Genomic DNA, 24,955 nt, shown 5'->3' with positions numbered 1-24,955 from the left:
GAGCTGCCGAGCATGAACATTTCGCGGCCCTTTATCGAACGCCCGGTCGCCACCACGCTGATGATGGTCGCGGTGTTGCTGCTGGGCCTGTTGGGCTACCACTTGCTGTCGGTGTCGGCGTTGCCGGAGGTGGATTACCCGACCATCCAGGTGTTCACCCAATACCCCGGCGCCAGCCCGGACGTGGTGAGTTCCTCGATCACCGCGCCGCTGGAGCGCCAGCTCGGCGAGATGCCCGGGCTCAAGTCGATGAACTCGACCAGCTCCGACGGCGCTTCGGTAGTAACTTTGCAATTTGACTTGTCACTGTCGTTGGACGTGGCCGAACAGGAAGTGCAGGCGGCGATCAATGCGGCGGGCACCTTCCTGCCGGCGAACCTGCCGTACCCGCCGGTGTACAGCAAGGTCAACCCGGCGGATGCGCCGGTGCTGACCCTGTCGTTGACCTCCGATGTATTGCCGCTGACCAAGGTTGAAGATCTGGCCGACACACGCCTGGCGCAGAAAATCTCGCAGATCACCGGCGTCGGCCTGGTCACCATCAGCGGCGGCCAACGCCCGGCGGTGCGGGTCGAGGCCAATACCTCGGCGCTGAACAGCCTCGGCCTGTCCCTGGATGACCTGCGCACCTCCCTCGGCACGGCCAACGTTAACCAGGCCAAAGGCAATATCGACGGCAAATTCCAGGCGTATTCCATCGGTGCCAACGACCAGCTGCAATCGGCGGAGGAATACCGCGACCTGGTGATCGCCTACAAAAATGGCGCACCGATTCGCCTGTCGCAGATCGCCAGTTCCACCCAAGGCCCGGAGAACCCGCGCCAGGCCGCGTGGACCAACGACACCCCGTCGATCGTCTTGAATATCCAGCGTCAGCCAGGCGCCAACGTGATCGACGTGGTCGACCGTGTGCAGCAATTGCTGCCCACGTTGCGCGCCAGCCTGCCGGGCACGTTAAAGGTCGCCGTGCTGACCGACCGCACCCAGACTATTCGTGCCTCGGTCACCGATGTGCAGTACGAGCTGGGGCTGGCGATCCTGCTGGTGGTGATCGTGATTTTCATCTTCCTGCGTAATGTCCCGGCCACGATCATTCCTGCGGTGACCATCCCGTTGACGCTGATCGGCACGTTGGCGGTGGCCTATACCCTGGGCTTTTCCCTCAACAACCTGACGCTGATGGCATTGACCATCGCCATCGGGTTTGTGGTGGACGACGCCATCGTCATGATCGAAAACATCACCCGCTACCTGGAGGCCGGTGACACCCCGCTGCAAGCGGCGCTCAAAGGCGCGGAACAGATCGGCTTCACCATCATCTCGCTGTCCATCGCGCTGATTGCGGTGATGATTCCGCTGCTGTTCATGGGCGACGTGGTCGGGCGACTGTTCCGTGAATTCGCCATGACCGTGGCGGTGACCATCGTGATCTCGGCCTTTATCTCCCTGACGCTGACGCCGATGATGTGCGCGCGCATGCTCAAGTCCAGGCATGAGGAGCGCCGCGCGGATTTCTTCGACCGCATCAATAGCCATTATGTGCGCGGCCTGGATTGGGTCTTGGCGCACCGCACCTTGACGCTGATTTCGGTAGTGCTGACTGCGGCGCTGACCCTGTTCACGTTGGTGATCATGCCCAAGGGCTTTTTTCCCGACCAGGATACCGGCCTGATCCAGGGCATTTCCCAGGCGTCGCCGACCGTCTCGTTCCAGCAGATGCAAGTCGAACAGCAACGCCTTGCTGCACGCATTCTCAAGGACCCGGCAGTGCAAAGCCTGTCGTCGTTCGTCGGCATCGACCAGACCAACCCGACCATCAACCAGGGCAATTTGCTGATCAACCTCAAGCCGCGTGGCGAGCGTGACAGCGCCACCGACGTGATCCGCCGGCTGGCGGATGCCAACGCCGATGACGCCGGTATTCGCCTGTATTTGCACTCGGTGCAGGACCTGACTCTGGACGCCACCGTGTCCACCACCAGCTACCGCCTTGGCCTGCAAGCCACCGACCCGGCTGAATTGGAGCAGTGGACCACCAAGTTGCTCACCGCGATCAAACACGACCCGATGTTTGCCGACGTGCAAAGCCAGGCCATGCAGTTCGGCAACCAGATCAAGCTGACCTTCGACCGCGCCACCGCCTCGCGGCTGGGTATTACGCCGCAGGCCATCGACGATGTGCTGTATGACGCGTTCGGCCAGCGCCAGGTGTCGACCATCTATACCCAGCTCAACCAGTACCACGTGGTGATCGCCACCGACCACCCACCGCGCAACTTGCCGGATTTGCTCACCGGTTTGTACGTGGACATTCCCACAGGCGGCGTGGCGCCGCTGTCGAGCATGGCGACCCTGGAGGTGGTGCGCTCGCCGGTCACCATCAACCGGCTGGGGCAGTTTCCCTATGCGGATGTGTCGTTCAACCTCGCCCCCGGGCAGACGCTGGGCGCGGCGGTGACGAGGTTGCAGGACATTGAAGCCAACGTCGGCCTGCCGCTGTCGGTGCAAGCCAACCTCGAAGGCGCCGCGGCGACGTTCCAGGCGTCGTTGTCCAACCAGGTGTTCCTGGTGTTGGCGGCCATCGTGGTGGTGTACCTGATGCTGGGCATCCTGTACGAGAGCTTCGTGCACCCGGTGACCATCCTCTCGACCCTGCTGTCGGCGGCGCTTGGCGCCTTGCTGGCGTTGCTGCTGACCGGCACGCAGTTCGACATCATTGGCTTGATCGGCATTGTGTTGCTGATCGGCATCGTCATGAAAAACGGCATCATGATGGTCGACTTCGCGCTGGAGCTGTTGCGCGAAGGCGGCTTGAGCCCGCTGGAGGCGATTCGCCAGGCGGCGGAGCTGCGGTTTCGGCCGATCCTGATGACCAGCATGGCGTCGTTGTTCGGTGCGGTGCCGCTGGCGTTGGGCACCGGGATTGGCTCGGAGCTGCGCCACCCCTTGGGCATTGCGATCATCGGCGGACTGTTGCTCAGCCAGTTGCTCACGCTGTTTTCCACGCCGGTGATCTTCCTCGCGATGCACGGGCTGGAGCAGCGTTTCAGTCGCCGCCTGGTTGCCGTGGACTGATGCGATGAACCTCAGCGCGCCGTTTATCCATAGGCCCATTGCCACCACGCTGCTGGCGGCCGGGCTGGCCTTGTTTGGGGTGCTGGCCTTTAACCTTTTGCCGGTGGCGCCGCTGCCGGAAGTGGACTTCCCGACCATCAGTGTCAGCGCCTCGCTGCCCGGCGCCGACCCGACCACCGTGGCCAGCTCCGTAGCTACGCCGTTGGAGCGCCAGTTCGGGCAGATCGCCGGGGTCACGCAAATGACCTCGGCCAGCAGCCTGGGCTCAACGCGCATCACGATGCAGTTCGACCTCAGCCGCGACATCGACGGCGCGGCGCGGGATGTGCAGGCGGCGATCAACGCCGCACGCAGCAACCTGCCCAGTGACTTGTCCGGCAACCCGACCTACCGCAAGGTCAACCCGGCGGATTCGCCAATCCTGATCATCAGCCTGACCTCCGACAGCGCCACACCGGGGCAGATGTACGACGCGGCCTCGACAGTGCTCGAGCAACGCTTGTTGCAGACCACCGGCGTCGGCGATGTAACCGTGGGCGGCGGCGCGCTGCCGGCGGTGCGTGTGGAGCTGAACCCGGACCGGCTCAACCGGTACGGGGTCAGCCTGGAGCAGGTGCGCCAGGTGATCAGCGCGTCCAACGCCAACCTGCCCAAGGGCAATGTGGCGGTGGGTGATCGCTCCTATGGCATTGGTGCCAATGACCAGTTGCTCGACAGCAATGATTACGGGCCGCTGGTGGTCAAGGCGCACAACGGCGACCTGATCCACATTTCCGACCTGGGCTACGTGCGCGAAGACGTGCAGGACCTGCGCAACTTCGGTTTGTCCAACGGCAAGCCGGCAGTGCTGCTGGTGGTGTTCAAGCAGCCGGGCGCCAACGTAATCGACACGGTGGATGCGGTGAAAGCCTCGCTGCCGTTTCTGCAAAGCTCGATCCCGGCATCGATCAAGCTCAGCCTGCTGATGGACCGCACCACCACTATTCGCGCGTCGTTGCACGACGTGGAAGTGACCTTGCTGGCCTCGATCCTACTGGTGACCCTGGTGACCTTCGGGTTCTTCCGTGACTGGCGCAGCACGCTGGTGCCCGCCGTGGTGGTGCCGTTGTCGTTGCTCGGCACGTTTGGCGCAATGTACTTCCTCGGCTACAGCCTCAATAACCTGTCGCTGATGGCGCTGACCATTTCCACCGGCTTCGTGGTCGACGATGCCATCGTGGTGGTGGAAAACATCATGCGTCACCTGGAGCGCGGCAAGACGCGGGTGGACGCCGCGCTGGCAGGGGCGCAGGAAGTCGGGTTCACGGTGTTGACCATCAGCGTGTCACTGGTCGCGGTGTTCATCCCGTTATTGCTGATGGGCGGGATCGTCGGGCGGTTGTTTCGCGAGTTCTCGGTGTCACTCTCGGTGGCCATCGTCATCTCGATGGTGATCTCGCTGACCGTGACGCCCATGTTGGCCAGCGTGCTGTTGCGCGCGCCCAAGGAGATTTGCGAGGGCGACGAACACCCGGACTCACGCTTTCACCGGTTTTATGACCGCACCCTGGGCTGGGTGGTCGATCACTCGATCCTGATGGGCCTGGTCACGGTGTTGGTGATCGTGCTCGCGGGCGTGTTGTACGTGCTGGTGCCCAAGGGCTTCTTTCCCCAGGAAGACACCGGGCGCCTGCAAGGCAGCATCATTGCCGCGCAGAGCATTTCCTACGGGGCGATGCAAAAGGACTTCACCGCGATCAACCACAAGGTGATGCAAAACCCCAATGTTGAAACCGCGGCCGGGTTTGTCGGCGGCGGTGGCGGCGGGGGTGGAGCGGTCAACAGTGCGCAGCTGTTCGTGCTGCTCAAGCCGATCGACCAGCGCAAAGACAGCGCCACCGACGTGATCGGCCAGATCCGCCACAGCCTGGGCGACTTGCCCGGGACCAAGCTGTTTTTGCAGGCTGCCCAGGACATCACCGTGGGCGGTCGACAAAGCGGTGCACAGTACCAATACACCCTGACTGCCGACGATCAGCAATCCCTGGATGAGTGGGTGCCCAAGGTGGTGGAGGTGTTGCACAAACTGCCGCAGTTGACCGATCTCAATACCGACCAGCAGGACAACAGCCTGCTGGCCAATGTGACCATCAACCGCGATACGGCCGCGCGGCTTGGCGTGGGCATGTCGGCGGTGGACCAGACGCTCTATGACGCGTTCGGCCAGCGCCAGGTCTCGACCCTTTACCGCGCCGCCAACCAATACCATGTGGTGATGGAAATCGCGCCGGAGTACTGGAGCGACCCTTCGGCCCTCAAGGGTATTTATGTGCCGACAGGCAGCGCGGCAGTGGCGGCCAAAGGCACCACCGTGGCGCCGAACCTGACCCGGCAAACCACCTTGGTGCCGCTGTCCGCACTGGCGGATAACAGCGTCTCGCGCACGGCGATTTCCATCAGCCACCAAGGTACCTTTCCAGCGGTGACCGTCTCGTTCAACCTGGCCCCCGGCACGTCGATCGGCCAGGCCACTGCACTGGTGGAGGACGCGGTTAAACAGCTGCGCATGCCGGCCAGCGTCACCGGCCAGTTTGCCGGCACGGCCCAGGTCTTCCAGTCCTCGGTGGCCAGTGAGCCGCTGTTGATCGTTGCCGCATTGCTCTCGGTGTACATCGTCCTGGGCATTCTTTATGAAAACCTGATGCACCCGCTGACCATCCTTTCCACCTTGCCCTCGGCGGGTGTCGGCGCGTTGATTGCCTTGCTGCTGACCGGCACCGAGTTGTCGATCATCGCGCTGGTGGGGGTGATTCTGTTGATCGGCATCGTGAAGAAGAACGCGATCATGATGATCGATTTCGCGATCACAGAACGGCGTGAGTTCGGCCTCAGCGCCAAGGAAGCGATTCGTCGTGCCTGCCTGATTCGCTTCCGACCGATCATGATGACCACGCTGGCGGCGATTCTCGGCGCGCTGCCGCTGGTACTCGGCTCGGGCTACGGTTCGGAATTGCGTCGGCCCTTGGGGATTTCGATTATTGGTGGGCTGTTGTTCAGCCAAGTGCTCACGCTTTACACCACCCCGGTGATTTACCTCTGGCTCGACCGGGCGTCTCAACGCCTGGGACGGCACAAGGAAGCAAGGTCATGAAATTCAGATTCAGTGTGTTGTTGGTTGGCCTGATGCTGGGCGGTTGCATGGTCGGGCCGGATTACCAGAAACCTGCCATGGCGCTGCCGCAGTCGTTCAAGGAAGGCGCGCAGTGGCAACGTGCGGTTTCCAACCCTCGCGGCGCAATGGACAGCCAGTGGTGGCTGGCCTATCAGGACCCGGTACTGAATGACCTGGTGGCGCGCTCGGCCAAGGCCAACCAGTCGATCATTGCGGCCGAAGCGGCCTACCGATTGGCGCAGGCGCAAGTGGCCTCGAGTCGCGCCGGGTTGTGGCCGACGGTTGGCGTCGGGTTGTCGGGTTCACGCGGGTCGAGCGGCAGCGGCTCGGGCACCAGCACCACGTCCGGCACGACCACGGGTGGCGTACAAAACAGTGTCAGCGCCACCCTGACCGCCAGCTGGGAGCCGGACCTGTGGGGCCTGGTGCGCCGAGGCATTGAGTCGAGCCAGGCCACGGCCCAGCAATCGGATGCATTGCTGGCGGGGGTGCGGTTGTCCATCAGCTCCAGCGTGGCGAGCAATTATCTGGCGCTACGCCAGATGGACATCGACGTGCGTCTGTTGCAACAGCAGCAGACGATCAACCAGCAACTGCTGGACATGATCCAGGCGCAGTTCACTCAGGGCGTCGCCACCAATGACCAATTGCTGGTGGCTCAGGACCAACTGACCACCTCGATTGCCGGCTTGCAGACGTCGTTGCGTGACCGCGAGCAATACGAGCATGCGCTGGCGGTGCTGGTGGGTGTGGCGCCCAGCGAGTTCAGCGTGGCACCGCGCACGGATTTCACCTTTGTGGTGCCGCGGCCGCCGTTGACCTTGCCTTCGACCTTGCTGCAACGGCGCCCGGATGTGGTCGCGGCAGAACGCTCGGCGGCGTCGGCCAATGCCAGGATCGGCGTGGCCGAAGCAGCGTTCTTTCCTTCCCTGGACCTGACGGCCGAGGTGGGCTATCGCGGCAGTGCCTTGGGTGGGTTGTTCTCCTTGCCTAATCGGATCTGGACCCTGGGGCCGGCGTTGGCCGAGACGATTTTTGATGGCGGTGCGCGGGAGGCGGCGGTCAAACAGGCTGAGGCCAGCTACGATCAGATCGCCGCGAATTATCGCGGAACGGTGCTGAGTGCTTTGCAGAACGTCGAAGACAATCTGTCCGCGATTAATCATCTGCAAACCCAGGCAGATGCCTTCCAGCAGGTCTACCAGCGCAATCAGCAGCTGTTTGGGAGCCAGGAAGCGCAGTTGCGTGCGGGGACGGTCAGCCGGGAGACAGTGCTGACCCAACAGCTGGTGTTGTTGCAGGCAGAGCAGAATTTGCGCGATACCCAAGGGCAGTTGAGTCAGGGGAGTGTGGCGTTGATCCAGAGCCTGGGCGGGGGATGGCAAACTGCGCAGTAATGACCAAGACGGCCAATGAAGGTCTCAGCCCTCATTGGCCGTTGCGCTGTTGCAGCGTGCCTCAGATAACTAGCCTGCTTTGCTGGCAAGCGTAGAGGTTGGTTTTTTTACCGGGAAATCATCATCGAAGAACGTTGACGCTTCTTCAATTTGGGATTTACGTTGTTTGCGCAGAAACTCTTCGAAGTCTTTTTTGATCGCAGGGTCTTCAAGCGCTTCATAATCAAAGACGTTGGCGCCGTATTTATAGGAGAAGTTGATGTCGACAAACTCGGCACTGGCGCAGGCGGATGAGAATTTCGAGTTATTTCTATCAAAGTTGACGCGGTACTGTTTGATTTTTGGAATATAGACGATAGTGGTGCCCACCTTGAACACTTCGACGGAAACACCCACGGTAATGGTTTTGTAGAAGTCTTTGTTGTTTTCGACGCCGAAACGCAAGGCGTCGCCCTGCTTGGCCATAAACTTCTCAAAACTCTTCAGGGCACTGGTGCCTTGCGAGGCGACGATGTCCAATATGAAGTTGACGAAGTCGGCGGCAATACTGACCCCGCGTATATGCCGTGAATAGGATTGCTCATCGATTTTGCTCGGGCCCATCAGCGGGAGTTTTGACAGCGCCAGGCTCCAGAGCGCCACGTCGGTTTTGTACTGCTCCCCCTCGGCTTCGGCCTTGCGCTGCACATAATTGGTGACGACAGAGGTCATGCCGATCAAGTATTTTTTCAGCTCGCTGATCTTTTTCATGACCTCCGGGTCTTCGATCAACTCGTTGCCGATAATAAACTCAATCAGCCCATCGGTATCGGCGTAGGGGTTATCGGCGTCCTTAAGTTGAATATCCTTGAGGTGTGTGTCGCCAAAGAAACTATGGGCTTCTTTCAGTTGTTCGGAGAATAAGCGGACGTCTTTGACGTGAGCGGGCAGGGCGCTAAGTGTTTTCATTTCGTCATTTCCTTATGAAAGCAGTCACTAACTGTTTGACGCGACTCCATCACGGATGGCTGTCCGTCAGGGTCGCGAAAGTTCACCACGGATGAAACATGCTTGGCTGTTTTAAATCGGTATTTTAGTGCCTCGGTTATTCGAGGTATGGCCTCTGAAAAAGAGGTAGGGGAGTTATAGGTTTAATGCCGGGTATTGGCAATGAACACGCTCAACCAATTCGCTTGCTTGGCCGGAACAGTTATAGCGTTTAGGAGTGAGCCTTTAGAGGCTGTTTTTTGACGGCCGGCACCCTTGATTACGAGGTATGGCTAAGTGATGGCTTTTGCAAGGTTTTTGGTGGCAGCTTTCCAGCTGTTGAAACCTCACGATGAGGCAGGGCCGTCGGCCGAGGCCTGGAGGATACGACGAGTGGTTGCGTTCGAAATTAAAATCAAAAGCCAGGCGGCGCGTGATTGGCAATGTGCAGGAATATAGATACGATACTAATCATTAGCTTGCTATCTATGTGCCCATTGAATGAAGTCTTCCACGTTTCAACTCCCGGATTTCTGGCAAGCCACCCTGGCGCCCTCGCGGGTCGATCTGCTGTTTGCCTTGCGCAACATGATCGCCGGCGGGGTCGCGTTGTATCTGGCTTTTTGCTTTGACCTGCAGCAGCCACAATGGGCTTTGACTACGGTGTTTATCGTCGGCCAATCCACCAGCGGCATGGTCTTGGCCAAGGGCGCCTATCGGCTGCTGGGCACGTTTGTAGGCGCCCTGGCTTCGGTCGTAATGATCGGGGTTTTCGGCCAGGCGCCGTTGCTGTTCCTGCTGTGCATGGCGTTGTGGCTGGCATTCTGCACCACGGGAGCGTCGCTGCTGCGTAATCATGCCTCTTATGGCTTTGTGTTGGCAGGCTACACCACGGCCATTATTGCCTTGCCCGCGACCGCCGCGCCGCTGGGCGTGTTCGATGAGGCGGTGGCGCGCTGCCAGGAAATCAGCCTGGGGATCCTCTGCGCGTCTATCGCCAGCACGATCTTATGGCCGCGCCGAGTTGAGCAGACCCTCGCGGTTCAAGGACGCGCCGCCTGGCAGGCGGGAATGCGCGCAGCGGCGTCGGAGCTGCTGGGGACGGATCAGCGCAAGGGCTTGCTGGAGGCGCTGGGTCGTTTGGTGGCGGTGGACGCCCAGCGCGACCATGCCTGGTTTGAAGGCCCCAAGGGCCGGCGCCGCTCCCAGGCGTTGCGGGTGCTCAGTCGCGATTTACTCGGCTTGTTGCGCGCGGCACGCGGCGTGGCCCGGCAACGGATGATGCTGGATGACGCGTCCCTTGTTACGACATGGGTGGAAGACGTGGCCGCCACATTGCAGCAAGAGCGGCAAGAGGCGCTACCTGAACTGTCGCGTCGCCTTATTTCGGCGCTTACCGATCCAGGTCTAAGCCCAGACGCGCACTTTTGCCTGGTGCAGTTGGCCCAGGTCCTGCGTTTGGTGAACGTGGGGGCGCTGACACTGGCGGCTATCGAGACGGGCAGGGTGCCACCGGGCGCGCCGGGGGCCATGTCCTGGCATCGGGATATCGAGCAGGGCGTACTCGGCGGCTTGCGCAGTGCCTTGGCGTTCCTGGCGGTCGCAGCGTTCTGGGTGTTCACGGCCTGGCCCTCGGGGCTGGGCGCGGTGTCGATCAGCGGCGTCGTGTTGAGCCTGTTTGCCGCGCGGGAGAATCCCTCGGCGTCGAGTCTGAATTTTCTCAAGGGTATCGCGCTGTCGATCCCAGTGGCCGGTTTTGTGCGCTTTGCGGTGTTGCCCGGGTTTGACGCTTTCCCGCTGTTATGTGTGGCGCTGGGTGTGCCGTTGTTCTTCGCCTCGCTGTGCATGAGCCGGGTAAAACTGGCAGCCAGCGCCTCGGCGTTTTGCATTTTCTTCGTCAATAACGTCGGGCCGAGCAACCTGATGACCTACGACATCGCCGCCTTCCTCAACAAGGCCATCGCCACGCTGGTGGGCGTCGGCATTGCGGTAGTGGTGTTTTGCCTGATCCAGCTCAACCCGGGCGAGCGCCATTATCGGCGGATGTTCAAGGCCTCATTGTTTGACTTGGCGCAGCTGACGTCACGCCCCTTGGAGCAGGCCGAAAGCTGGTTTGGCGGGCGTATGGCCGATCGCTTGATTCGCCTGTCGCGCTACAGCCAAACCTTGCCTGCCGAGCGTCATACCCATTGGGACAATGGGTTGCTGGGGCTGGATGTGGGCGATGAGTTGCTGGAGTTGCGCGCGAGTTTATCGGGCAGCCAAGGCGCGTTGGCCCGTGTGCGCGATGATTATCTGCGGCAGTTGGCGGTTGTGCTCAAGCAGGGTGGGCCTGGCGTGGCGCAGGTATCGGTGCTGGATGCGCCAAGCACTGCGCTGTTGGACGTGCTTGAGCGGTCGTCGATGTTGACGGAGCAGGATCGGGAGATGGCCAGGGCGGCGGTGCTGCAGTTGCGGTTTACGTGGCAGAAGTGGTGTCGGCGGGGCGTCTGATTGCAGGAGCTGGCGAGCCAGCTCCTGCAACGAGTGTTACTCGGCGATCTGCAACTTGCGCGATTCGGTGTAGATGTAGCGCACCTTTTCATACTCGAACGGCGAGTTCATCTGACCGTAGCGGAAGCTGGTCTGGTAGCGCTTGTCGACGGCGCGCAGGGCCCAGATTTCCGGGTGGTTTTCGCTGACCTTGGACACGTTGAGGAAGTTGACCTCGGTTTCCGCGCCGTAGTCGACGATCAGGCCGGTGGTGTCGCGCAGGTTCGATGGGCCGAAGATCGGCAGCACCAGGTACGCGCCGCCGGGCACGCCGTAGAAACCCAGGGTCTGGCCGAAGTCTTCGCTCTGGCGTGGCAGGCCCATGGCGGTAGCCGGGTCCCACAGGCCGGCGACGCCGATGGTGGTGTTGAGCAGCAGGCGCCCGGTGGTTTCCAGGGAGCGGTGGCCCTTGAGTTGCAGCAGGCTGTTCAACAGGTTGGGCACGTCGCCCAGGTTGTTGAAGAAGTTGCTGACGCCGGTGCGCAGGAAGCTCGGCGTGACATAGCGATAACCGTCAACCACCGGCAGGAACACCCATTGGTCGAAGCGGTAGTTGAAGTGGTACACGCGGCGGTTCCACGACTCCAGCGGGTCGTAGACATTGAGCGCGGTGAGCGACGAACGCTCGAACTCGCGCTGGTCCAGGCCCGGGTTGAACTTGAGCTTGGTCAGCGGCTCCTTGAAACCGTCAGCGTCAACCTTGACCGGTTCGTGGGCCTTGCTGTTGTCGGCATTGGCGACGCCCGCGCACATCAGGGCAGCGAGCAGCAGAAGATATTTAGCCACGGAAGAACTCCAGCATGGCGTCGGCGTTGACGCGGTAATTGAGGTTGCCGCAGTGGCCGCCCAGCGGGTAGACGGTCAAGCGATCGCCGAAGGTTTTACGCAGGAAACCGAGGTCGCCAGGGCCGAGAATCACGTCGTCGGCGTTGTGCATCACCGCGATTTTCGGGCTGTCGTGCAGGTAGTCCTTGAGCGCATAGAGGCTGACCTGGTCGACCAGTTGCAGCAGGCTGCCGCCGTCGGAGCGTGCGCGCCACATCGGGATCACTTGTTCGGTGAGGTAGCAGTCGAAGTCGCATTGCAGCGCACGCTTGAGGAACGGCGTGAGGCTGGTGCCTTCGGTGATCGGGTATTTGGGCGGGATGATCAGGCCACGGCGGTTGATCAGGTCCGAGGTAAAGGCAATGTCGGCCGCCGAGAAGCGGAACGAGGTGCCGATCAGCATCGCCATCTGTTCGTTGGTCAGGTGCTGCTTGGAGTTCTGGAAGTCGTAGAGCAGGGCGTCATTGAGGTCGATGTAGCCTTTTTGCTGGAAGTAGCGGGTCAGCTTGGCCAGTACCAGCTCATAGAAGGTGGTGGTGTTGTTGATGCCCTTGACCTCGGTCTGTACCAGCTTGTCGAGGTTGGTGATCGAGGTGTAGAGGTTGACCGGCGGGTTGAGCAGCAGCACTTTCTTGAAGTTGAAGCTGCGGCGGGTCTCGTCCAGCTTGCTGACAAACGCAGCATCCAGGGCGCCCAGGCTGTAGCCGGTGAGGTAGAAGTCGGTCACTGGCAGCGAGGCGTTCTGCGCGCGCACGGCTTGCATCACGCGGTACATGTCTTCGGCGTCTTCCTGGGTGATACCCGGAGTGGCGAAGCGCGAGGCGGCGCTGATGAAGTCGAAGCTGGTGGGCGACGACAACTGCACCACGTGGTAGCCGGCCTGGTAATACAACTTTTTCAGGTATTCGTTGATGCTGCTGTCAAACCGCGCACCGGTGCCCGCGATCAGGAAGATCAACGGCGCGGCGTGGTCTTGTTTGGCGATGCGGTAGGTGAGTTTCTTCACCGCCCAGAAATTGTCCGGCAGGCTGAACTCGCGCTCTGGGCGCATGTTCAGGGTGTAGTCAGACTGGTTGATCTCATCGTTGGTCGGCAATTTGGGCCGAAGGTCAGGCGGGGTGGTGGCGATGGTCGCTTCGAACGGGTTGGTCAAAGGGAAGCCATAGGTGGCCTGGTCGATGTCGACGGCCAGTGCTGACGCACTCAAAAAAAGGCTGCCGAGTAAGGCAGCACAGCGCAAGGAACGGAGCATGACTTAATCCCTAAGAGGAAACGGGCTGAATGAAGTTCGCAGGCTATGACCACCGCGTTGCCACCGAAGTGCCAGCCTTCGGCACGAAAAGTCGGAAAAAAACGTCGGAATCGGGGTTATAGCAGCCAGAAGATACACGTTGCCACGCATTGATGGACACTAATTGTGTGTATGCGCCTTGCTAACGGCAGCCGGCGCATTAAGCTGAGCGGCGTTTTTGCCTATCGGAGTGCCCCATGTCCCGTCGTTTGCCACTGATCCTGCTGCTTATTGCCCTGCCGTTATGGTTGGCCGCCAGTTATGGCGCCCGTTACGGTTTTATGGAGGATGGCCGGTGGGTGGGTATCTGCGTTGATGAGGCCAGTCGCTGGGAATGCCAGTTGCGTTCGAACCTGGGGTTGATGATCCACTTCAAGGTATTGGGCTGGGCGGCGTTGATCGCGTCGGTGCTGGCGTTTTTTGTGCCGGGTCGAGCGGGGTGGGGCTTGGCAGTTTTGGCGATGGTGTTCGGCTTGCCGGCGCTGGCGTTGTACAACACCACGTTTGCGGTGTTTGCGGTGGTGATTGCCGGGTTGCGGTTGGTCAGGAAGCCTCGCGTTGCCTGATAGGGCCTCATCGCAGCATAGGTATCTCACATCTTTTTTTACGGGTTGAGTGCTGTGGTTGTCGGGGGGGCGCTGAGTACATATCCGTTGTTTGGGTCACGGCTGACATTGGTTTCGCCCTTACGGCGACTCACTTTGGAAAAGCCCCAAAGTAAGCAAAGGGCTCTTGCCCCACCACTCGGCACCTCGCCTAGGCTCGGTGTGCCCTCACTCCGGCATCACGAAGCGGGCCGCCGCGACGGGCCGTCCCTGCCCCGTCGCGGCTAAACCGGCGTCCTGCCGGTTTACCCGCTCCGTAATACCTGCGTTCGGCCAGCGTGGTTAACGGGGCGCCTAGGATCAACAGCAGATCAAGATCAAAAGCAGAGCACGGCGGCCTGGTAGCCGACCTGAGTGGTTAGATCAAAAGCAAAGCTGAAGCGGCCTTCCAGCCGACCTGATCTTGGAAACTGAACTCGGATAGTGTCAGTTGATGCATCTGGTGACTGACCCAGCGTATTCGCGAGCAAGTCGAATCGCCGCACCGCCGCTCCCACATTTGGAACTCAGTACATCAGGCAGAGAGTGTGCGGCTCTTCAGGCTGTACTCGGTCAATGTGGGAGCTGACTTGCCTGCGATGGCATCAGTTGGGTATCCCTGATGTACCGAGGTGTCTGCATCGCAGCGGTTCGGCGGTCCGACAAGCCAGCTCCCACATTAGAGCGCATTCCAAGGGATGCACTCGGTCAAATGTGGGCGCTGGCTTGTCGAATCGTCGCACCGCTGCGAAAGCGGTCTTAAGCCCTACGCACCCGCAAGCAACGCCACAACGCTACAACCATCATCACGCTGACCACTGCCCAACCCCACGCCTGCTGGTTCAGCAGACCTTCACGGTAGAGCTGCGGCGCAATGCCGGCACCGATAATGAAGGCCAGCAGCGCGATCTCCCGGCGTGGCCCCGTTACCGGGCGAACCAGGTACACCAAGGCCGGCAACACCAGTGCCGCACTCGGGAAGCTGCGATACCGCGGGTCAAATACCAGTGCGAGCATCATCACCGCTCCGGCAAAGCCGGCGATTGCCACCAGCCAGCCTGCGCGTTGCTCCAGCCAGTTGAACGCCCGTTCGCGCCAACCGTCCCGCGCACTCAGGGCCAGCGCGGCATGGGCCAGCACCAGCAGGTTCAGCACGACCAGCAAGCCTGCCCACACCCATTCATCGTTGAAGCGTGCGGTTACGCGGGTCAGTTCGGCCCAGGTGCCGATTGAGCAGGCGGCGACCGCTCCGAGCAGTGGCAGCATTAGCGCTGCGCGAGTGCTGCGAACGCGGCCGCCGAGGACCAAGGTGCCCAGCAGGATAATCCCGCCCACGCCCAACCACAGCGGCCAGTACGGCACATTGCTCACCGGCCCGGCGAGGATGCCCTTGTCCTGGCGGTCGGCGTCAAACAGCCCCCAATAACCGCCGACCGCGCCCTCACTGGCGCGCTTCCATGGCTGGTCAAAGGCTTCGATCAGGTTATAGCGCCAACCGTTGGCCTCGGCCATGGCCACAAAACCACGCATGAACTTGGCTTCGTTGACCCGGCTCGGTACGGCGGTTTCGCGCTGGCGACCTTCGCTGGGCCAGCCGGTCTCGCCGATCAGCACGTCTTTTGGCGCGAACTTGTTGCCGAAGGTCTGGCGCACATCACCCACGTGCTTGAGCGCCTGGTCGATGCCGGACGGGTCATCTTCCCAGTACGGCAGCAGGTGAATGGTCAGGAAATCCACGGCCGGGGCAATTTCCGGGTGTTGCAGCCAGAATTCCCAGACATCGGCATAGGTGACCGGCTGTTTGATCTGACTTTTGACTGTATGGATCAGCGTCACCAGTTGCTTGGCGGTGACTTCTTTGCGCAGCAGGGCTTCGTTGCCGACGATGACCGAGGTGACCACGTCGGGGTTTGCGTTGGCCGCCGCGATCAACTCGTCGATTTCTTTTTCGGTGGCAACCGGGTCACTGCTGACCCAGGCGCCGGCCATTAACTTCAATCCATGTTTGCGCGCCATGCCCGGCAGGGCTTCCAAACCGGTCATGGAGTAGGTGCGAATACATTCAAAGCGGGTGGCCAGCAAGGCCAGGTCGGCGTCCATGTGCTCGGGACGCAGCTTGAACGGCTGATCGAACGGCGATTGGTCTTTGTCGAATGGCGTGTAGGACGCACATTGCATTTTGTGGCTGGCGCTGGCCACATCCGGCAACACCACCGGCCGGCCAAGGCCGTACCAATAGCCGACAAGGGCAAGCACGCCGAGGATCATGGCGAAAAAATAGGGCAGGGCAGGGAAGCGGGCAGTCGCGGGCATGGTCAGCTTATCTGGGGGAGCAAAGGCGCGCATCTTACCCGGATTTGGCCCGTCCCAGTGGGGCAGCATGATTTAGACATGCAAAGTTCGGGCGGGATTTTGGCGGCATGTCCTGCAAACCGGGTTGCTGGCGATGTGATGTCGTTTCTTGCTTACCTGAGGTCGCAGTCAGAGCAGGTCCAAGCCCCCGGCAGGTTGATGATCGAAGTGTCAGCACTCCACTGATGTCTGTGCCGCCGGATCGATGCGCGTGAAGGGGGCGCGGTGCACCACATAACAACAGGTTGACGTCGCTCGGCATCCGTCGGGCGCAGCACTTTCGGGGAAGTACTATGAAGATGCGACGACTCTTGGGCGCAGCTGCCACTCTGGTAGTTGCGATGGGCTCCACACTGGCCAGCGCCGACAGCAAAACCCTGAGCATCGGCTATGTAGACGGCTGGTCCGACAGCGTTGCCACCACTCACGTGGCGGCAGAGGTGATCAAGGAAAAGCTCGGTTATGACGTGAAACTGCAAGCCGTCGCCACCGGGATCATGTGGCAGGGCGTAGCCACCGGCAAACTCGACGCCATGCTTTCCGCCTGGCTGCCCGTGACCCACGGTGAATACTGGGCCAAGAACAAGGACAAGGTGGTCGACTACGGGCCTAACTTCAAGGATGCGAAAATTGGCTTGATCGTACCGGAGTACGTCAAGGCCAAGTCCATCGAAGACCTCAAGACCGACACCTCCTTCAAGAACAAGATCGTCGGCATTGATGCCGGTTCAGGCGTAATGCTCAAGACCGACGAAGCCATCAAGGCCTATGGCCTGGATTACAAGCTGCAAGCCAGTTCGGGCGCTGCGATGATCGCCGAGCTGACCCGTGCCGAAGACAAGCAGGAATCCATTGCGGTGACCGGTTGGGTGCCACACTGGATGTTCGCCAAGTGGAAACTGCGTTTCCTGGACGATCCAAAAGGGATTTATGGTGCTGCTGAAACCGTCAACAGCATCGGCAGCAAGGGCCTGGAGAAGAAAGCGCCGGAAGTCGCCGCCTTCCTGAAGAAATTCCAGTGGGCCTCCAAGGACGAAATCGGCGAAGTCATGCTCGCGATTCAAGAGGGTGCCAAGCCTGATGCGGCGGCCAAGGACTGGGTTGCCAAGCACCCTGAGCGTGTCGCCGAGTGGATCGGTAAATAACCTCCGAAGCGTCTAAATAGCACCTTGCAAGCCCGTCTGGCGTTTTCGTCAGACGGGCTTTGTCATTTACGGGAGAAAAGCTGTCACTTTAATCAGTTCAAAGTTGGCGCGAACCCTCATGTCGTTCTAATACTAAGGTCGTCTGGAACCTGTTCTGCAGCCGCATACAGTGGATACGTTCCAATAATAAAAAAGCTGTGCTGCGAGGATAAAAACAATGAACGACAGCATTTACCTCTCGATTCAAAACAGCCCGCGTTTCAAGGAGCTGGTGAGAAAAAGGGAAAGGTTCGCCTGGATTCTCTCGGCGATCATGCTAGGGCTTTACTCCGCTTTCATTCTTCTGATTGCCTATGGGCCGCAAATACTGGGGGCCAAGATCAGTCCCGGTTCGTCCATCACCTGGGGAATCCCGATTGGGGTCGGGCTGATTGTTTCGGCCTTTGTCCTGACTGCGATTTACGTACGACGCGCCAACGGCGAATTTGACGACCTGAACAATGCGATTCTCAAGGAGGCTGCGCAATGATCCGTCGTCTATTGGCTGTACTCGGCGCTTCGGTCTTTGCGCCTGCCGTTTGGGCGGCGGAAGCATTGACCGGCGAAGTGCATAAACAACCGCTGAATATCCCGGCGATCCTGATGTTCGTCGCCTTCGTCGGCGCGACCTTGTGCATCACCTACTGGGCATCCAAGCGCAACAAATCGGCGGCCGACTACTATGCGGCCGGCGGCAAGATCACCGGTTTCCAGAACGGCCTGGCGATTGCTGGCGACTACATGTCGGCGGCGTCCTTCCTGGGGATTTCCGCGCTGGTGTTCACCTCCGGCTACGATGGCCTGATCTACTCGATCGGCTTCCTGGTGGGCTGGCCGATCATTCTGTTCCTGATCGCCGAGCGCCTGCGTAACCTGGGCAAGTACACCTTTGCCGACGTAGCGTCCTATCGCCTGGGGCAAACCCAGATCCGCAGCCTGTCGGCCTGTGGCTCGCTGGTGGTGGTGGCGTTCTACCTGATCGCGCAGATGGTTGGCGCGGGCAAGCTGATCCAGTTGCTGTTCGGCCTCGATTACCATGTGGCGGTGATTCTGGTGGGCATCCTGATGTGCATGTACGTGCTGTTCGGCGGCATGCTGGCGACCACGTGGGTGCAGATCATCAAGGCGGTCCTGCTGCTGTCCGGTGCCTCGTTCATGGCGCTGATGGTGATGAAGCACGTCAACTTCGACTTCAATATGCTGTTTTCCGAGGCGATCAAGGTTCACCCTAAAGGTGAGGCGATCATGAGCCCCGGCGGCCTGGTGAAAGATCCGATCTCTGCATTCTCCTTGGGGCTGGCGCTGATGTTCGGCACCGCAGGCCTGCCGCACATCCTGATGCGCTTCTTCACCGTAAGCGACGCCAAGGAAGCGCGTAAGAGCGTGCTGTATGCCACGGGCTTCATTGGCTACTTCTACATCCTGACCTTTATCATTGGCTTCGGCGCGATCCTGTTGGTCAGCACCAACCCGGCGTTCAAGGATGCGGCAGGCGCCTTGCTGGGCGGTAACAACATGGCGGCGGTGCACCTGGCCAACGCGGTGGGCGGCAGTATCTTCCTGGGTTTCATCTCGGCTGTGGCATTTGCCACCATCCTGGCGGTGGTTGCCGGTTTGACCCTGGCGGGCGCTTCGGCGGTGTCCCATGACCTGTATGCCAGCGTGATCAAGAAAGGCAAGGCCAACGAAAAGGATGAGATTCGCGTGTCGAAGATCACCACCATCGCCCTGGCGGTGCTGGCAATCGGCCTGGGTATCCTGTTCGAAAGCCAGAACATTGCGTTCATGGTCGGCCTGGCGTTCTCCATTGCGGCCAGTTGTAACTTCCCGGTACTGCTGCTTTCCATGTACTGGAAAAACCTCACCACCCGTGGCGCGATGATTGGCGGCTGGCTGGGCTTGATCAGTGCCGTCGGCCTGATGATCCTTGGCCCGACCATCTGGGTCTCGATCCTGCATCACGAAAAAGCCATCTTCCCGTACGAGTACCCGGCGCTGTTCTCGATGATCATCGCGTTCGTCGGTATCTGGTTCTTCTCCATCACCGACAAGTCGGCGGCGGCAGAGAAGGAGCGTGCACTGTACTTCCCGCAGTTTGTGCGTTCGCAAACTGGCCTGGGGGCGAGTGGGGCGGTTAACCACTAAGGGCTGTAACGGTTACAAAAAAAATGCCCCGGTCGTGAGATCGGGGCTTTTTTTTGCTTTTATTGGGAGTGGATACGACAAAACTGTTTCTTAAATCCTGCATCAATAAAAGCGGTTTTTCAGTGGGGGAGCGCGTGGAAGTGATCGGTATTAGAGGGTGCGTTGAGGCTGACAGTGGGGCTGCTTTGCAGTCCAGCTAGGGGCAGGCCCGCTCGCCACAGCGAGCCCGTCGGCCACGTGCCGCAGGCTATCGTTTGACGCAAACAAATAAGGCCTCCAGAGGAGGCCTTATTCGGTGCAACTAAGCGGTTAATGGCTTACTTGCGATCTTCCAGCTTGGTGATGTCACGCGACTCGTAGCCGGTGTACAGCTGGCGCGGGCGGCCAATCTTGTACGGGCTGGAGAGCATTTCTTTCCAGTGGGAGATCCAGCCTACAGTACGGGCCAGGGCGAAGATCACGGTGAACATGCTGGTTGGAATGCCGATCGCCTTGAGGATGATCCCCGAGTAGAAGTCGACGTTCGGGTACAGCGAGCGCTCGATGAAGTACGGGTCGGTCAGGGCGATCTCTTCCAGGCGCATGGCCAGTTCGAGCTGCGGATCGTTCTTGATGCCCAGTTCCTTCAACACTTCGTCGCAGGTCTGCTTCATCACGGTGGCACGAGGGTCGCGGTTCTTGTAGACGCGGTGACCGAAGCCCATCAGCTTGAACGGATCGTTCTTGTCCTTGGCCTTGGCGATGAACGTGTCGATGTTCGAGACATCGCCGATTTCATCCAGCATGGTCAACACGGCTTCGTTCGCACCGCCGTGGGCAGGGCCCCACAGTGCGGCGATACCGGCGGCGATACAGGCGAACGGGTTGGCACCCGAAGAGCCGGCCAGGCGTACGGTAGAGGTGGAGGCGTTCTGCTCGTGGTCGGCGTGGAGGATGAAAATCCGGTCCATCGCCTTTGCCAGCACCGGGCTGATCGGTTTGATCTCGCACGGGGTGTTGAACATCATGTGCAGGAAGTTTTCCGCGTACGTCAGGTCGTTGCGCGGGTACATCATGGGCTGGCCCATGGAGTACTTGTAAACCATTGCGGCCAGGGTTGGCATCTTGGCAACCAGGCGGATCGCGGAGATTTCGCGATGCTGCGGGTTATTGATGTCCAGGGAGTCGTGATAGAAGGCCGACAGGGCGCCGACTACGCCGCACATGACGGCCATCGGGTGGGCGTCGCGACGGAAGCCGTTGAAGAAAGTCTTCAACTGCTCGTGAACCATGGTGTGGTTCTTCACGGTGCTGACGAACTGGGCTTTTTGCTCGGCTGTTGGCAGTTCGCCATTTAGCAGCAGGTAGCAGGTTTCCAGATAGTCCGACTTCTCAGCCAGTTGCTCGATCGGGTAGCCCCGGTGCAGCAGAATGCCATTGTCGCCGTCGATATAGGTGATCTTCGACTCGCAAGAGGCGGTCGACATGAAGCCTGGGTCGAAAGTGAAACGGCCCGTGGCCGTCAGGCCCCGTACGTCGATAACATCGGGACCAACGGTGCCGGTTAAAATGGGCAGCTCGACGGGGGCTGCGCCCTCGATGATCAACTGCGCTTTTTTGTCAGCCATGTGGCCTCCTATTTATGCTTCAAATCATCAGACAGACCCCCCACGCAGGGCCCGCACCACTATAGTGAGATAAATTCAGATGTCAATTTGCCTAAAGTCTTGCTCCAGAAGGCTTTAACCGTACTTTTTCGTCGAAATTGACTGCCATTTACGCCTTTTATCCCGCCAGCGCAATCAGCTATTAGGGTGAGGTGTGCGCGTTGTCATTAGTAGCCTAACTGTCTATACTCGGCCACCGACCGCCAAGGGCTTTTGGGCTTGCTTTCATTGGGGGTCGCACTCCCTGGGTGGTGCTTACCTGACCAGTGCACTCCCCAACAACTTTGCCCTGATTGTTAGGGGCTCTTCAGTGTGAAAAAAAGCCGTGAATAGCCAACGACCTGTAAACCTAGACCTAAGGACCATCAAACTCCCCATCACCGGCGTTACGTCGTTCCTGCACCGTGTTTCCGGCATCATCCTGTTCCTGGGCTTGGGCATCATGCTTTATGCATTGAGCAAATCCCTGGGTTCCGAGGAAGGATACGCCGAGGTGAAGGCATGCTTGACCAGCCCGCTGGCCAAGTTCGTAGCATGGGGCCTCCTGTCCGCTCTGCTTTATCACCTGGTAGCCGGCGTGCGCCACTTGATCATGGATATGGGCATCGGTGAGACGCTGGAAGGCGGCCGCCTGGGCTCGAAAATCATCATCGCCATTTCCGTGGTGCTGATCGTTCTGGCAGGAGTTTGGATATGGTAACCAGCGTTACGAACCTATCGCGTTCAGGCCTCTATGACTGGATGGCGCAGCGTGTGTCTGCGGTCGTTCTCGCGGCTTATTTCATTTTCCTGATCGGATACCTCGTCGCAAACCCGGGCATTGGCTATGAGCAATGGCACGGCCTGTTTTCCCACAATGCGATGCGAATCTTCAGTCTGCTGGCACTTGTAGCCCTGGGCGCTCACGCCTGGGTCGGCATGTGGACCATCGCGACCGACTACCTGACGCCGATGGCGCTGGGCAAGTCCGCGACTGCAGTACGTTTCCTCTTCCAGGCAGTATGCGGCGTCGCGATGTTCGCTTACTTCGTCTGGGGTGTGCAGATTCTTTGGGGTATCTGAGTCATGGCTAACATTCCAACTATTTCCTTCGACGCCATCATCATTGGTGGCGGCGGTGCTGGCATGCGCGCAGCGCTGCAGCTGGCTCAGGGTGGTCACAAGACTGCCGTGATCACCAAGGTGTTCCCGACGCGTTCGCACACTGTTTCGGCCCAGGGTGGCATCACCTGCGCCATCGCCTCCGCCGATCCGAACGATGACTGGCGCTGGCACATGTACGATACCGTCAAGGGTTCCGACTACATCGGTGACCAGGACGCTATCGAATACATGTGTCAGGAAGGCCCGGCTGCCGTGTTCGAGCTGGACCACATGGGCCTGCCGTTCTCGCGTACCGAGCAAGGTCGTATCTACCAGCGTCCATTCGGCGGCCAGTCGAAAGATTACGGTAAAGGCGGCCAGGCTGCCCGTACGTGCGCCGCGTCCGACCGTACCGGTCACGCTCTGCTGCACACCCTTTATCAGGGCAACCTGAAAGCCGGCACTACGTTCCTGAACGAGTACTACGCTGTTGACCTGGTCAAAAACCAGGACGGCGCATTCGTCGGCGTGATTGCCATCTGCATCGAAACCGGTGAAACCACCTACATCCGCGCCAAGGCAACTGTTCTGGCGACTGGCGGTGCAGGTCGTATCTACGCTTCGACCACCAATGCCCTGATCAACACCGGTGACGGCGTCGGCATGGCACTGCGTGCGGGCGTGCCGGTACAAGACATCGAAATGTGGCAGTTCCACCCGACCGGTATCGCCGGCGCGGGCGTACTGGTTACCGAAGGTTGCCGTGGTGAAGGTGGTTACCTGATCAACAAGCACGGCGAGCGTTTCATGGAGCGTTATGCTCCGAACGCGAAAGACCTTGCCGGTCGTGACGTTGTTGCCCGTTCGATGGTTAAAGAAATCATCGCCGGCAATGGCTGTGGCCCGAATGGCGACCACGTACTGCTGAAGCTCGATCACCTCGGCGAAGAAGTGCTGCACAGCCGCCTGCCAGGTATCTGTGAGCTGTCCAAGACTTTTGCTCACGTTGACCCGGTGGTTGCTCCGGTTCCGGTTGTTCCGACTTGCCACTATATGATGGGCGGTGTTCCGACCAACATTCATGGCCAGGCGATCACTCAGAACGCTGAAGGCGTGGACGAGATCATTCATGGCCTGTTCGCGGTAGGCGAAGTGGCATGCGTGTCGGTTCACGGTGCCAACCGTCTGGGCGGCAACTCGCTGCTCGACCTGGTGGTGTTCGGCCGCGCGGCCGGCCTGCACCTGGAAAAAGCCCTGACCGACGGCATCGAATACGATGACGCTACCGACGCCAATATCGAGGCCGCCCTGGCGCGCCTGAACGCTCTGAACGAGCGTACCGATGGCGAAGACGTAGCCACCCTGCGTCGCGAGCTGCAAAACTGCATGCAGAACTACTTTGGTGTATTCCGTACTGGCGAATACATGCAGAAGGGTATCGCCCAGCTGGCCGATCTGCGCAAGCGTATTGCCAACGTCAAGATCAACGATAAGAGCCAGGCGTTCAACACCGCTCGTATCGAAGCACTTGAGCTGCAAAACCTGTTGGAAGTGGCTGAAGCGACTGCGATCGCCGCCGAGGTTCGTAAAGAATCCCGTGGTGCTCACGCTCGTGAAGACTTTGAAGATCGCGACGACGAAAACTGGTTGTGCCACACCCTGTACTTCCCGGGTGACAAGCGCGTAACCAAGCGTGCCGTGAACTTCTCGCCGAAGACAGTTCCGACCTTTGAACCGAAGATTCGGACTTACTAAGGGTGGCTGCCATGTTGAAAGTCAGTGTTTACCGCTACAATCCTGATCAGGACGCTGCGCCGTTCATGCAGGAATTCCAGGTCGATACCGGTGGTAAAGACCTGATGGTGCTGGATGTATTGGCACTGATCAAAGAGCAGGACGAAGGTTTCTCCTATCGTCGCTCTTGCCGTGAAGGTGTGTGCGGTTCCGACGGCATGAACATCAACGGCAAAAACGGCCTGGCGTGCATTACGCCGCTGTCCGCCGTCGTCAAAGGCAACAAGCTGATCGTTCGTCCTCTGCCAGGTTTGCCGGTTATCCGTGACCTGGTCGTCGATATGAGCATCTTCTACAAGCAATACGAGAAAGTTAAGCCGTTCCTGCAGAACGACACGCCGGCTCCGGCCATCGAGCGTCTGCAGTCCCCTGAAGAACGTGAAAAGCTCGACGGTCTGTACGAGTGCATCCTGTGCGCTTGCTGCTCGACCTCGTGCCCGTCCTTCTGGTGGAACCCGGACAAGTTCCTGGGTCCAGCCGCTCTGCTGCAAGCGTACCGCTTCCTGGCAGACAGCCGTGACACCAAGACGTCCGAGCGTCTGGCTTCGCTGGATGACCCGTTCAGCGTATTCCGCTGCCGCGGGATCATGAACTGCGTCAACGTATGTCCTAAAGGCCTGAACCCGACTAAGGCCATTGGTCACATCCGTAACATGCTGCTGCAAAGCGGCGTGTAACTGACGTTGTAACAAAGCAGGACCGTTGTGCCCGTAAATGCTACGGCGCAGGCTTCAACCGGCGCCGTAGTTTTAACTTGAGCAGCGACTTACAAAGCCGCGGCTCTTATTTTGAAGAAATGAGACAAGCAGGGGCATTCGGGTTGGTACCCGAACTATCAGCGTGATCCTAAGTGGCTTGTTTTGGTCGCTGCACTTGGCCTTTTGCAAGCAAACTCGGTGTTTCCGCCGGTGGTGTCCCCAAATCGAGGGT

17 protein-coding genes are annotated in these 24,955 nt (G+C 59.8%); 12 read left to right on the top strand and 5 right to left on the bottom strand.

The features are described 5' to 3' along the window. Nucleotides 1–12: 12 nt before the first annotated feature. The 3 genes from ACLBW8_RS23390 to ACLBW8_RS23380 are packed head-to-tail and all read left to right on the top strand — an operon-like array spanning nucleotide 13 to nucleotide 7,623. Nucleotides 13–3,075, top strand: coding sequence for an efflux RND transporter permease subunit (locus ACLBW8_RS23390; protein ID WP_447806426.1), 3,063 nt, complete (start codon nucleotides 13–15; stop codon nucleotides 3,073–3,075). A gap of 4 nt (nucleotides 3,076–3,079) precedes the next feature. Continuing rightward, the gene (locus ACLBW8_RS23385) at nucleotides 3,080–6,205 is read left to right on the top strand and encodes an efflux RND transporter permease subunit (RefSeq protein ID WP_447806425.1); all 3,126 of its coding nucleotides are present in this window, start codon (nucleotides 3,080–3,082) and stop codon (nucleotides 6,203–6,205) included. Then, a complete protein-coding gene (locus ACLBW8_RS23380; RefSeq protein ID WP_262667433.1) occupies nucleotides 6,202–7,623 on the top strand; it encodes an efflux transporter outer membrane subunit in 1,422 nt (473 codons plus the stop codon). The genes ACLBW8_RS23385 and ACLBW8_RS23380 overlap by 4 nt, the downstream gene beginning before the upstream one ends. Nucleotides 7,624–7,692: 69 nt before the next feature. On the opposite strand, the gene ACLBW8_RS23375 is transcribed toward ACLBW8_RS23380, so the two are convergent. Beyond that, the gene (locus ACLBW8_RS23375; protein WP_447806424.1) at nucleotides 7,693–8,571 is read right to left on the bottom strand and encodes a hypothetical protein; all 879 of its coding nucleotides are present in this window, start codon (nucleotides 8,569–8,571) and stop codon (nucleotides 7,693–7,695) included. Between the two features lie 519 nt (nucleotides 8,572–9,090). Between ACLBW8_RS23375 and ACLBW8_RS23370 the strand changes: the two genes are divergently transcribed. Beyond that, nucleotides 9,091–11,082: an FUSC family protein gene (locus ACLBW8_RS23370; RefSeq protein WP_447806423.1), complete on the top strand. Its 1,992-nt coding sequence runs from the start codon at nucleotides 9,091–9,093 to the stop codon at nucleotides 11,080–11,082. Nucleotides 11,083–11,118: 36 nt separating this feature from the next. On the opposite strand, the gene ACLBW8_RS23365 is transcribed toward ACLBW8_RS23370, so the two are convergent. Together ACLBW8_RS23365 and ACLBW8_RS23360 are read right to left on the bottom strand one after the other, a co-directional pair. Continuing rightward, nucleotides 11,119–11,907 carry an MlaA family lipoprotein gene (locus ACLBW8_RS23365; RefSeq protein WP_064451598.1) on the bottom strand — a complete coding sequence of 263 codons (789 nt, stop codon included), beginning with the start codon at nucleotides 11,905–11,907 and terminating at the stop codon, nucleotides 11,119–11,121. After that, complete coding sequence (locus tag ACLBW8_RS23360) at nucleotides 11,900–13,198, bottom strand: hypothetical protein (protein WP_064451599.1); 1,299 nt, start codon at nucleotides 13,196–13,198, stop codon at nucleotides 11,900–11,902. The genes ACLBW8_RS23365 and ACLBW8_RS23360 overlap by 8 nt, the downstream gene beginning before the upstream one ends. A 236-nt stretch (nucleotides 13,199–13,434) precedes the next feature. Here ACLBW8_RS23360 and ACLBW8_RS23355 point away from each other — a divergent pair, with 236 nt between their 5' ends. Continuing rightward, the gene (locus tag ACLBW8_RS23355; protein WP_064451600.1) at nucleotides 13,435–13,803 is read left to right on the top strand and encodes a hypothetical protein; all 369 of its coding nucleotides are present in this window, start codon (nucleotides 13,435–13,437) and stop codon (nucleotides 13,801–13,803) included. 777 nt (nucleotides 13,804–14,580) lie between these two features. On the opposite strand, the gene ACLBW8_RS23350 is transcribed toward ACLBW8_RS23355, so the two are convergent. Next, entirely contained in the window at nucleotides 14,581–16,134 is a 1,554-nt protein-coding gene (locus ACLBW8_RS23350) for a glycoside hydrolase family 17 protein (protein ID WP_447806422.1), read from the bottom strand. Between the two features lie 332 nt (nucleotides 16,135–16,466). On the opposite strand from ACLBW8_RS23350, the gene ACLBW8_RS23345 reads away from it, so the two are divergent. The 3 genes from ACLBW8_RS23345 to ACLBW8_RS23335 all read left to right on the top strand — a co-directional run bounded on the left by ACLBW8_RS23345 (nucleotide 16,467) and on the right by ACLBW8_RS23335 (nucleotide 19,502). After that, on the top strand, nucleotides 16,467–17,318 hold the full coding sequence (locus ACLBW8_RS23345; RefSeq protein WP_447806421.1) for a glycine betaine ABC transporter substrate-binding protein: 852 nt from the start codon (nucleotides 16,467–16,469) through the stop codon (nucleotides 17,316–17,318). A 217-nt stretch (nucleotides 17,319–17,535) separates the two neighbouring features. Beyond that, nucleotides 17,536–17,847 carry a DUF485 domain-containing protein gene (locus tag ACLBW8_RS23340; protein ID WP_064451602.1) on the top strand — a complete coding sequence of 104 codons (312 nt, stop codon included), beginning with the start codon at nucleotides 17,536–17,538 and terminating at the stop codon, nucleotides 17,845–17,847. Further along, nucleotides 17,844–19,502 carry a cation acetate symporter gene (locus tag ACLBW8_RS23335; protein ID WP_064451603.1) on the top strand — a complete coding sequence of 553 codons (1,659 nt, stop codon included), beginning with the start codon at nucleotides 17,844–17,846 and terminating at the stop codon, nucleotides 19,500–19,502. The genes ACLBW8_RS23340 and ACLBW8_RS23335 overlap by 4 nt, the downstream gene beginning before the upstream one ends. Nucleotides 19,503–19,819: 317 nt before the next feature. Here the strand turns inward: ACLBW8_RS23335 and gltA are convergent, their stop codons facing one another. Beyond that, nucleotides 19,820–21,109 (bottom strand): citrate synthase, encoded by a 1,290-nt coding sequence (gltA, locus tag ACLBW8_RS23330; RefSeq protein ID WP_014717728.1) that lies wholly within the window; start codon nucleotides 21,107–21,109, stop codon nucleotides 19,820–19,822. A 364-nt stretch (nucleotides 21,110–21,473) separates the two neighbouring features. On the opposite strand from gltA, the gene sdhC reads away from it, so the two are divergent. The 4 genes from sdhC to ACLBW8_RS23310 are packed head-to-tail and all read left to right on the top strand — an operon-like array spanning nucleotide 21,474 to nucleotide 24,702. Next, nucleotides 21,474–21,848, top strand: a complete 375-nt coding sequence (gene sdhC / locus ACLBW8_RS23325) for a succinate dehydrogenase, cytochrome b556 subunit (RefSeq protein ID WP_003172804.1) — start codon at nucleotides 21,474–21,476, stop codon at nucleotides 21,846–21,848. Then, entirely contained in the window at nucleotides 21,842–22,210 is a 369-nt protein-coding gene (gene sdhD, locus ACLBW8_RS23320; protein ID WP_003172805.1) for a succinate dehydrogenase, hydrophobic membrane anchor protein, read from the top strand. The genes sdhC and sdhD overlap by 7 nt, the downstream gene beginning before the upstream one ends. 3 nt (nucleotides 22,211–22,213) lie before the next feature. Next, nucleotides 22,214–23,986, top strand: a complete 1,773-nt coding sequence (sdhA, locus tag ACLBW8_RS23315; RefSeq protein ID WP_064451605.1) for a succinate dehydrogenase flavoprotein subunit — start codon at nucleotides 22,214–22,216, stop codon at nucleotides 23,984–23,986. Between the two features lie 11 nt (nucleotides 23,987–23,997). Next, complete coding sequence (locus ACLBW8_RS23310) at nucleotides 23,998–24,702, top strand: succinate dehydrogenase iron-sulfur subunit (RefSeq protein WP_003172807.1); 705 nt, start codon at nucleotides 23,998–24,000, stop codon at nucleotides 24,700–24,702. The last annotated feature ends 253 nt before the right edge of the window (nucleotides 24,703–24,955 follow it).

The sequence above is a fragment of the Pseudomonas sp. M5A4_2d genome, assembly GCF_053345295.1.
Note: the sequence above shows the minus strand (reverse complement) of the source record. Positions and strands in the feature narration are given on the sequence as shown.

What these genes read in the sequence shown, in the direction of transcription:
- ACLBW8_RS23345 (WP_447806421.1), top strand. Translation starts at nt 16,467, where the DNA reads ATGAAGATGCGACGACTCTTGGGCGCAGCTGCCACTCTGGTAGTTGCG.
- ACLBW8_RS23310 (WP_003172807.1), top strand. Translation starts at nt 23,998, where the DNA reads ATGTTGAAAGTCAGTGTTTACCGCTACAATCCTGATCAGGACGCTGCG.
- sdhD (WP_003172805.1), top strand. Translation starts at nt 21,842, where the DNA reads ATGGTAACCAGCGTTACGAACCTATCGCGTTCAGGCCTCTATGACTGG.
- ACLBW8_RS23385 (WP_447806425.1), top strand. Translation starts at nt 3,080, where the DNA reads ATGAACCTCAGCGCGCCGTTTATCCATAGGCCCATTGCCACCACGCTG.
- ACLBW8_RS23370 (WP_447806423.1), top strand. Translation starts at nt 9,091, where the DNA reads ATGAAGTCTTCCACGTTTCAACTCCCGGATTTCTGGCAAGCCACCCTG.
- gltA (WP_014717728.1), bottom strand. Translation starts at nt 21,109, where the DNA reads ATGGCTGACAAAAAAGCGCAGTTGATCATCGAGGGCGCAGCCCCCGTC.
- ACLBW8_RS23360 (WP_064451599.1), bottom strand. Translation starts at nt 13,198, where the DNA reads ATGCTCCGTTCCTTGCGCTGTGCTGCCTTACTCGGCAGCCTTTTTTTG.
- ACLBW8_RS23350 (WP_447806422.1), bottom strand. Translation starts at nt 16,134, where the DNA reads ATGCCCGCGACTGCCCGCTTCCCTGCCCTGCCCTATTTTTTCGCCATG.
- ACLBW8_RS23355 (WP_064451600.1), top strand. Translation starts at nt 13,435, where the DNA reads ATGTCCCGTCGTTTGCCACTGATCCTGCTGCTTATTGCCCTGCCGTTA.
- ACLBW8_RS23380 (WP_262667433.1), top strand. Translation starts at nt 6,202, where the DNA reads ATGAAATTCAGATTCAGTGTGTTGTTGGTTGGCCTGATGCTGGGCGGT.
- ACLBW8_RS23390 (WP_447806426.1), top strand. Translation starts at nt 13, where the DNA reads ATGAACATTTCGCGGCCCTTTATCGAACGCCCGGTCGCCACCACGCTG.
- ACLBW8_RS23375 (WP_447806424.1), bottom strand. Translation starts at nt 8,571, where the DNA reads ATGAAAACACTTAGCGCCCTGCCCGCTCACGTCAAAGACGTCCGCTTA.
- sdhA (WP_064451605.1), top strand. Translation starts at nt 22,214, where the DNA reads ATGGCTAACATTCCAACTATTTCCTTCGACGCCATCATCATTGGTGGC.
- ACLBW8_RS23335 (WP_064451603.1), top strand. Translation starts at nt 17,844, where the DNA reads ATGATCCGTCGTCTATTGGCTGTACTCGGCGCTTCGGTCTTTGCGCCT.
- ACLBW8_RS23340 (WP_064451602.1), top strand. Translation starts at nt 17,536, where the DNA reads ATGAACGACAGCATTTACCTCTCGATTCAAAACAGCCCGCGTTTCAAG.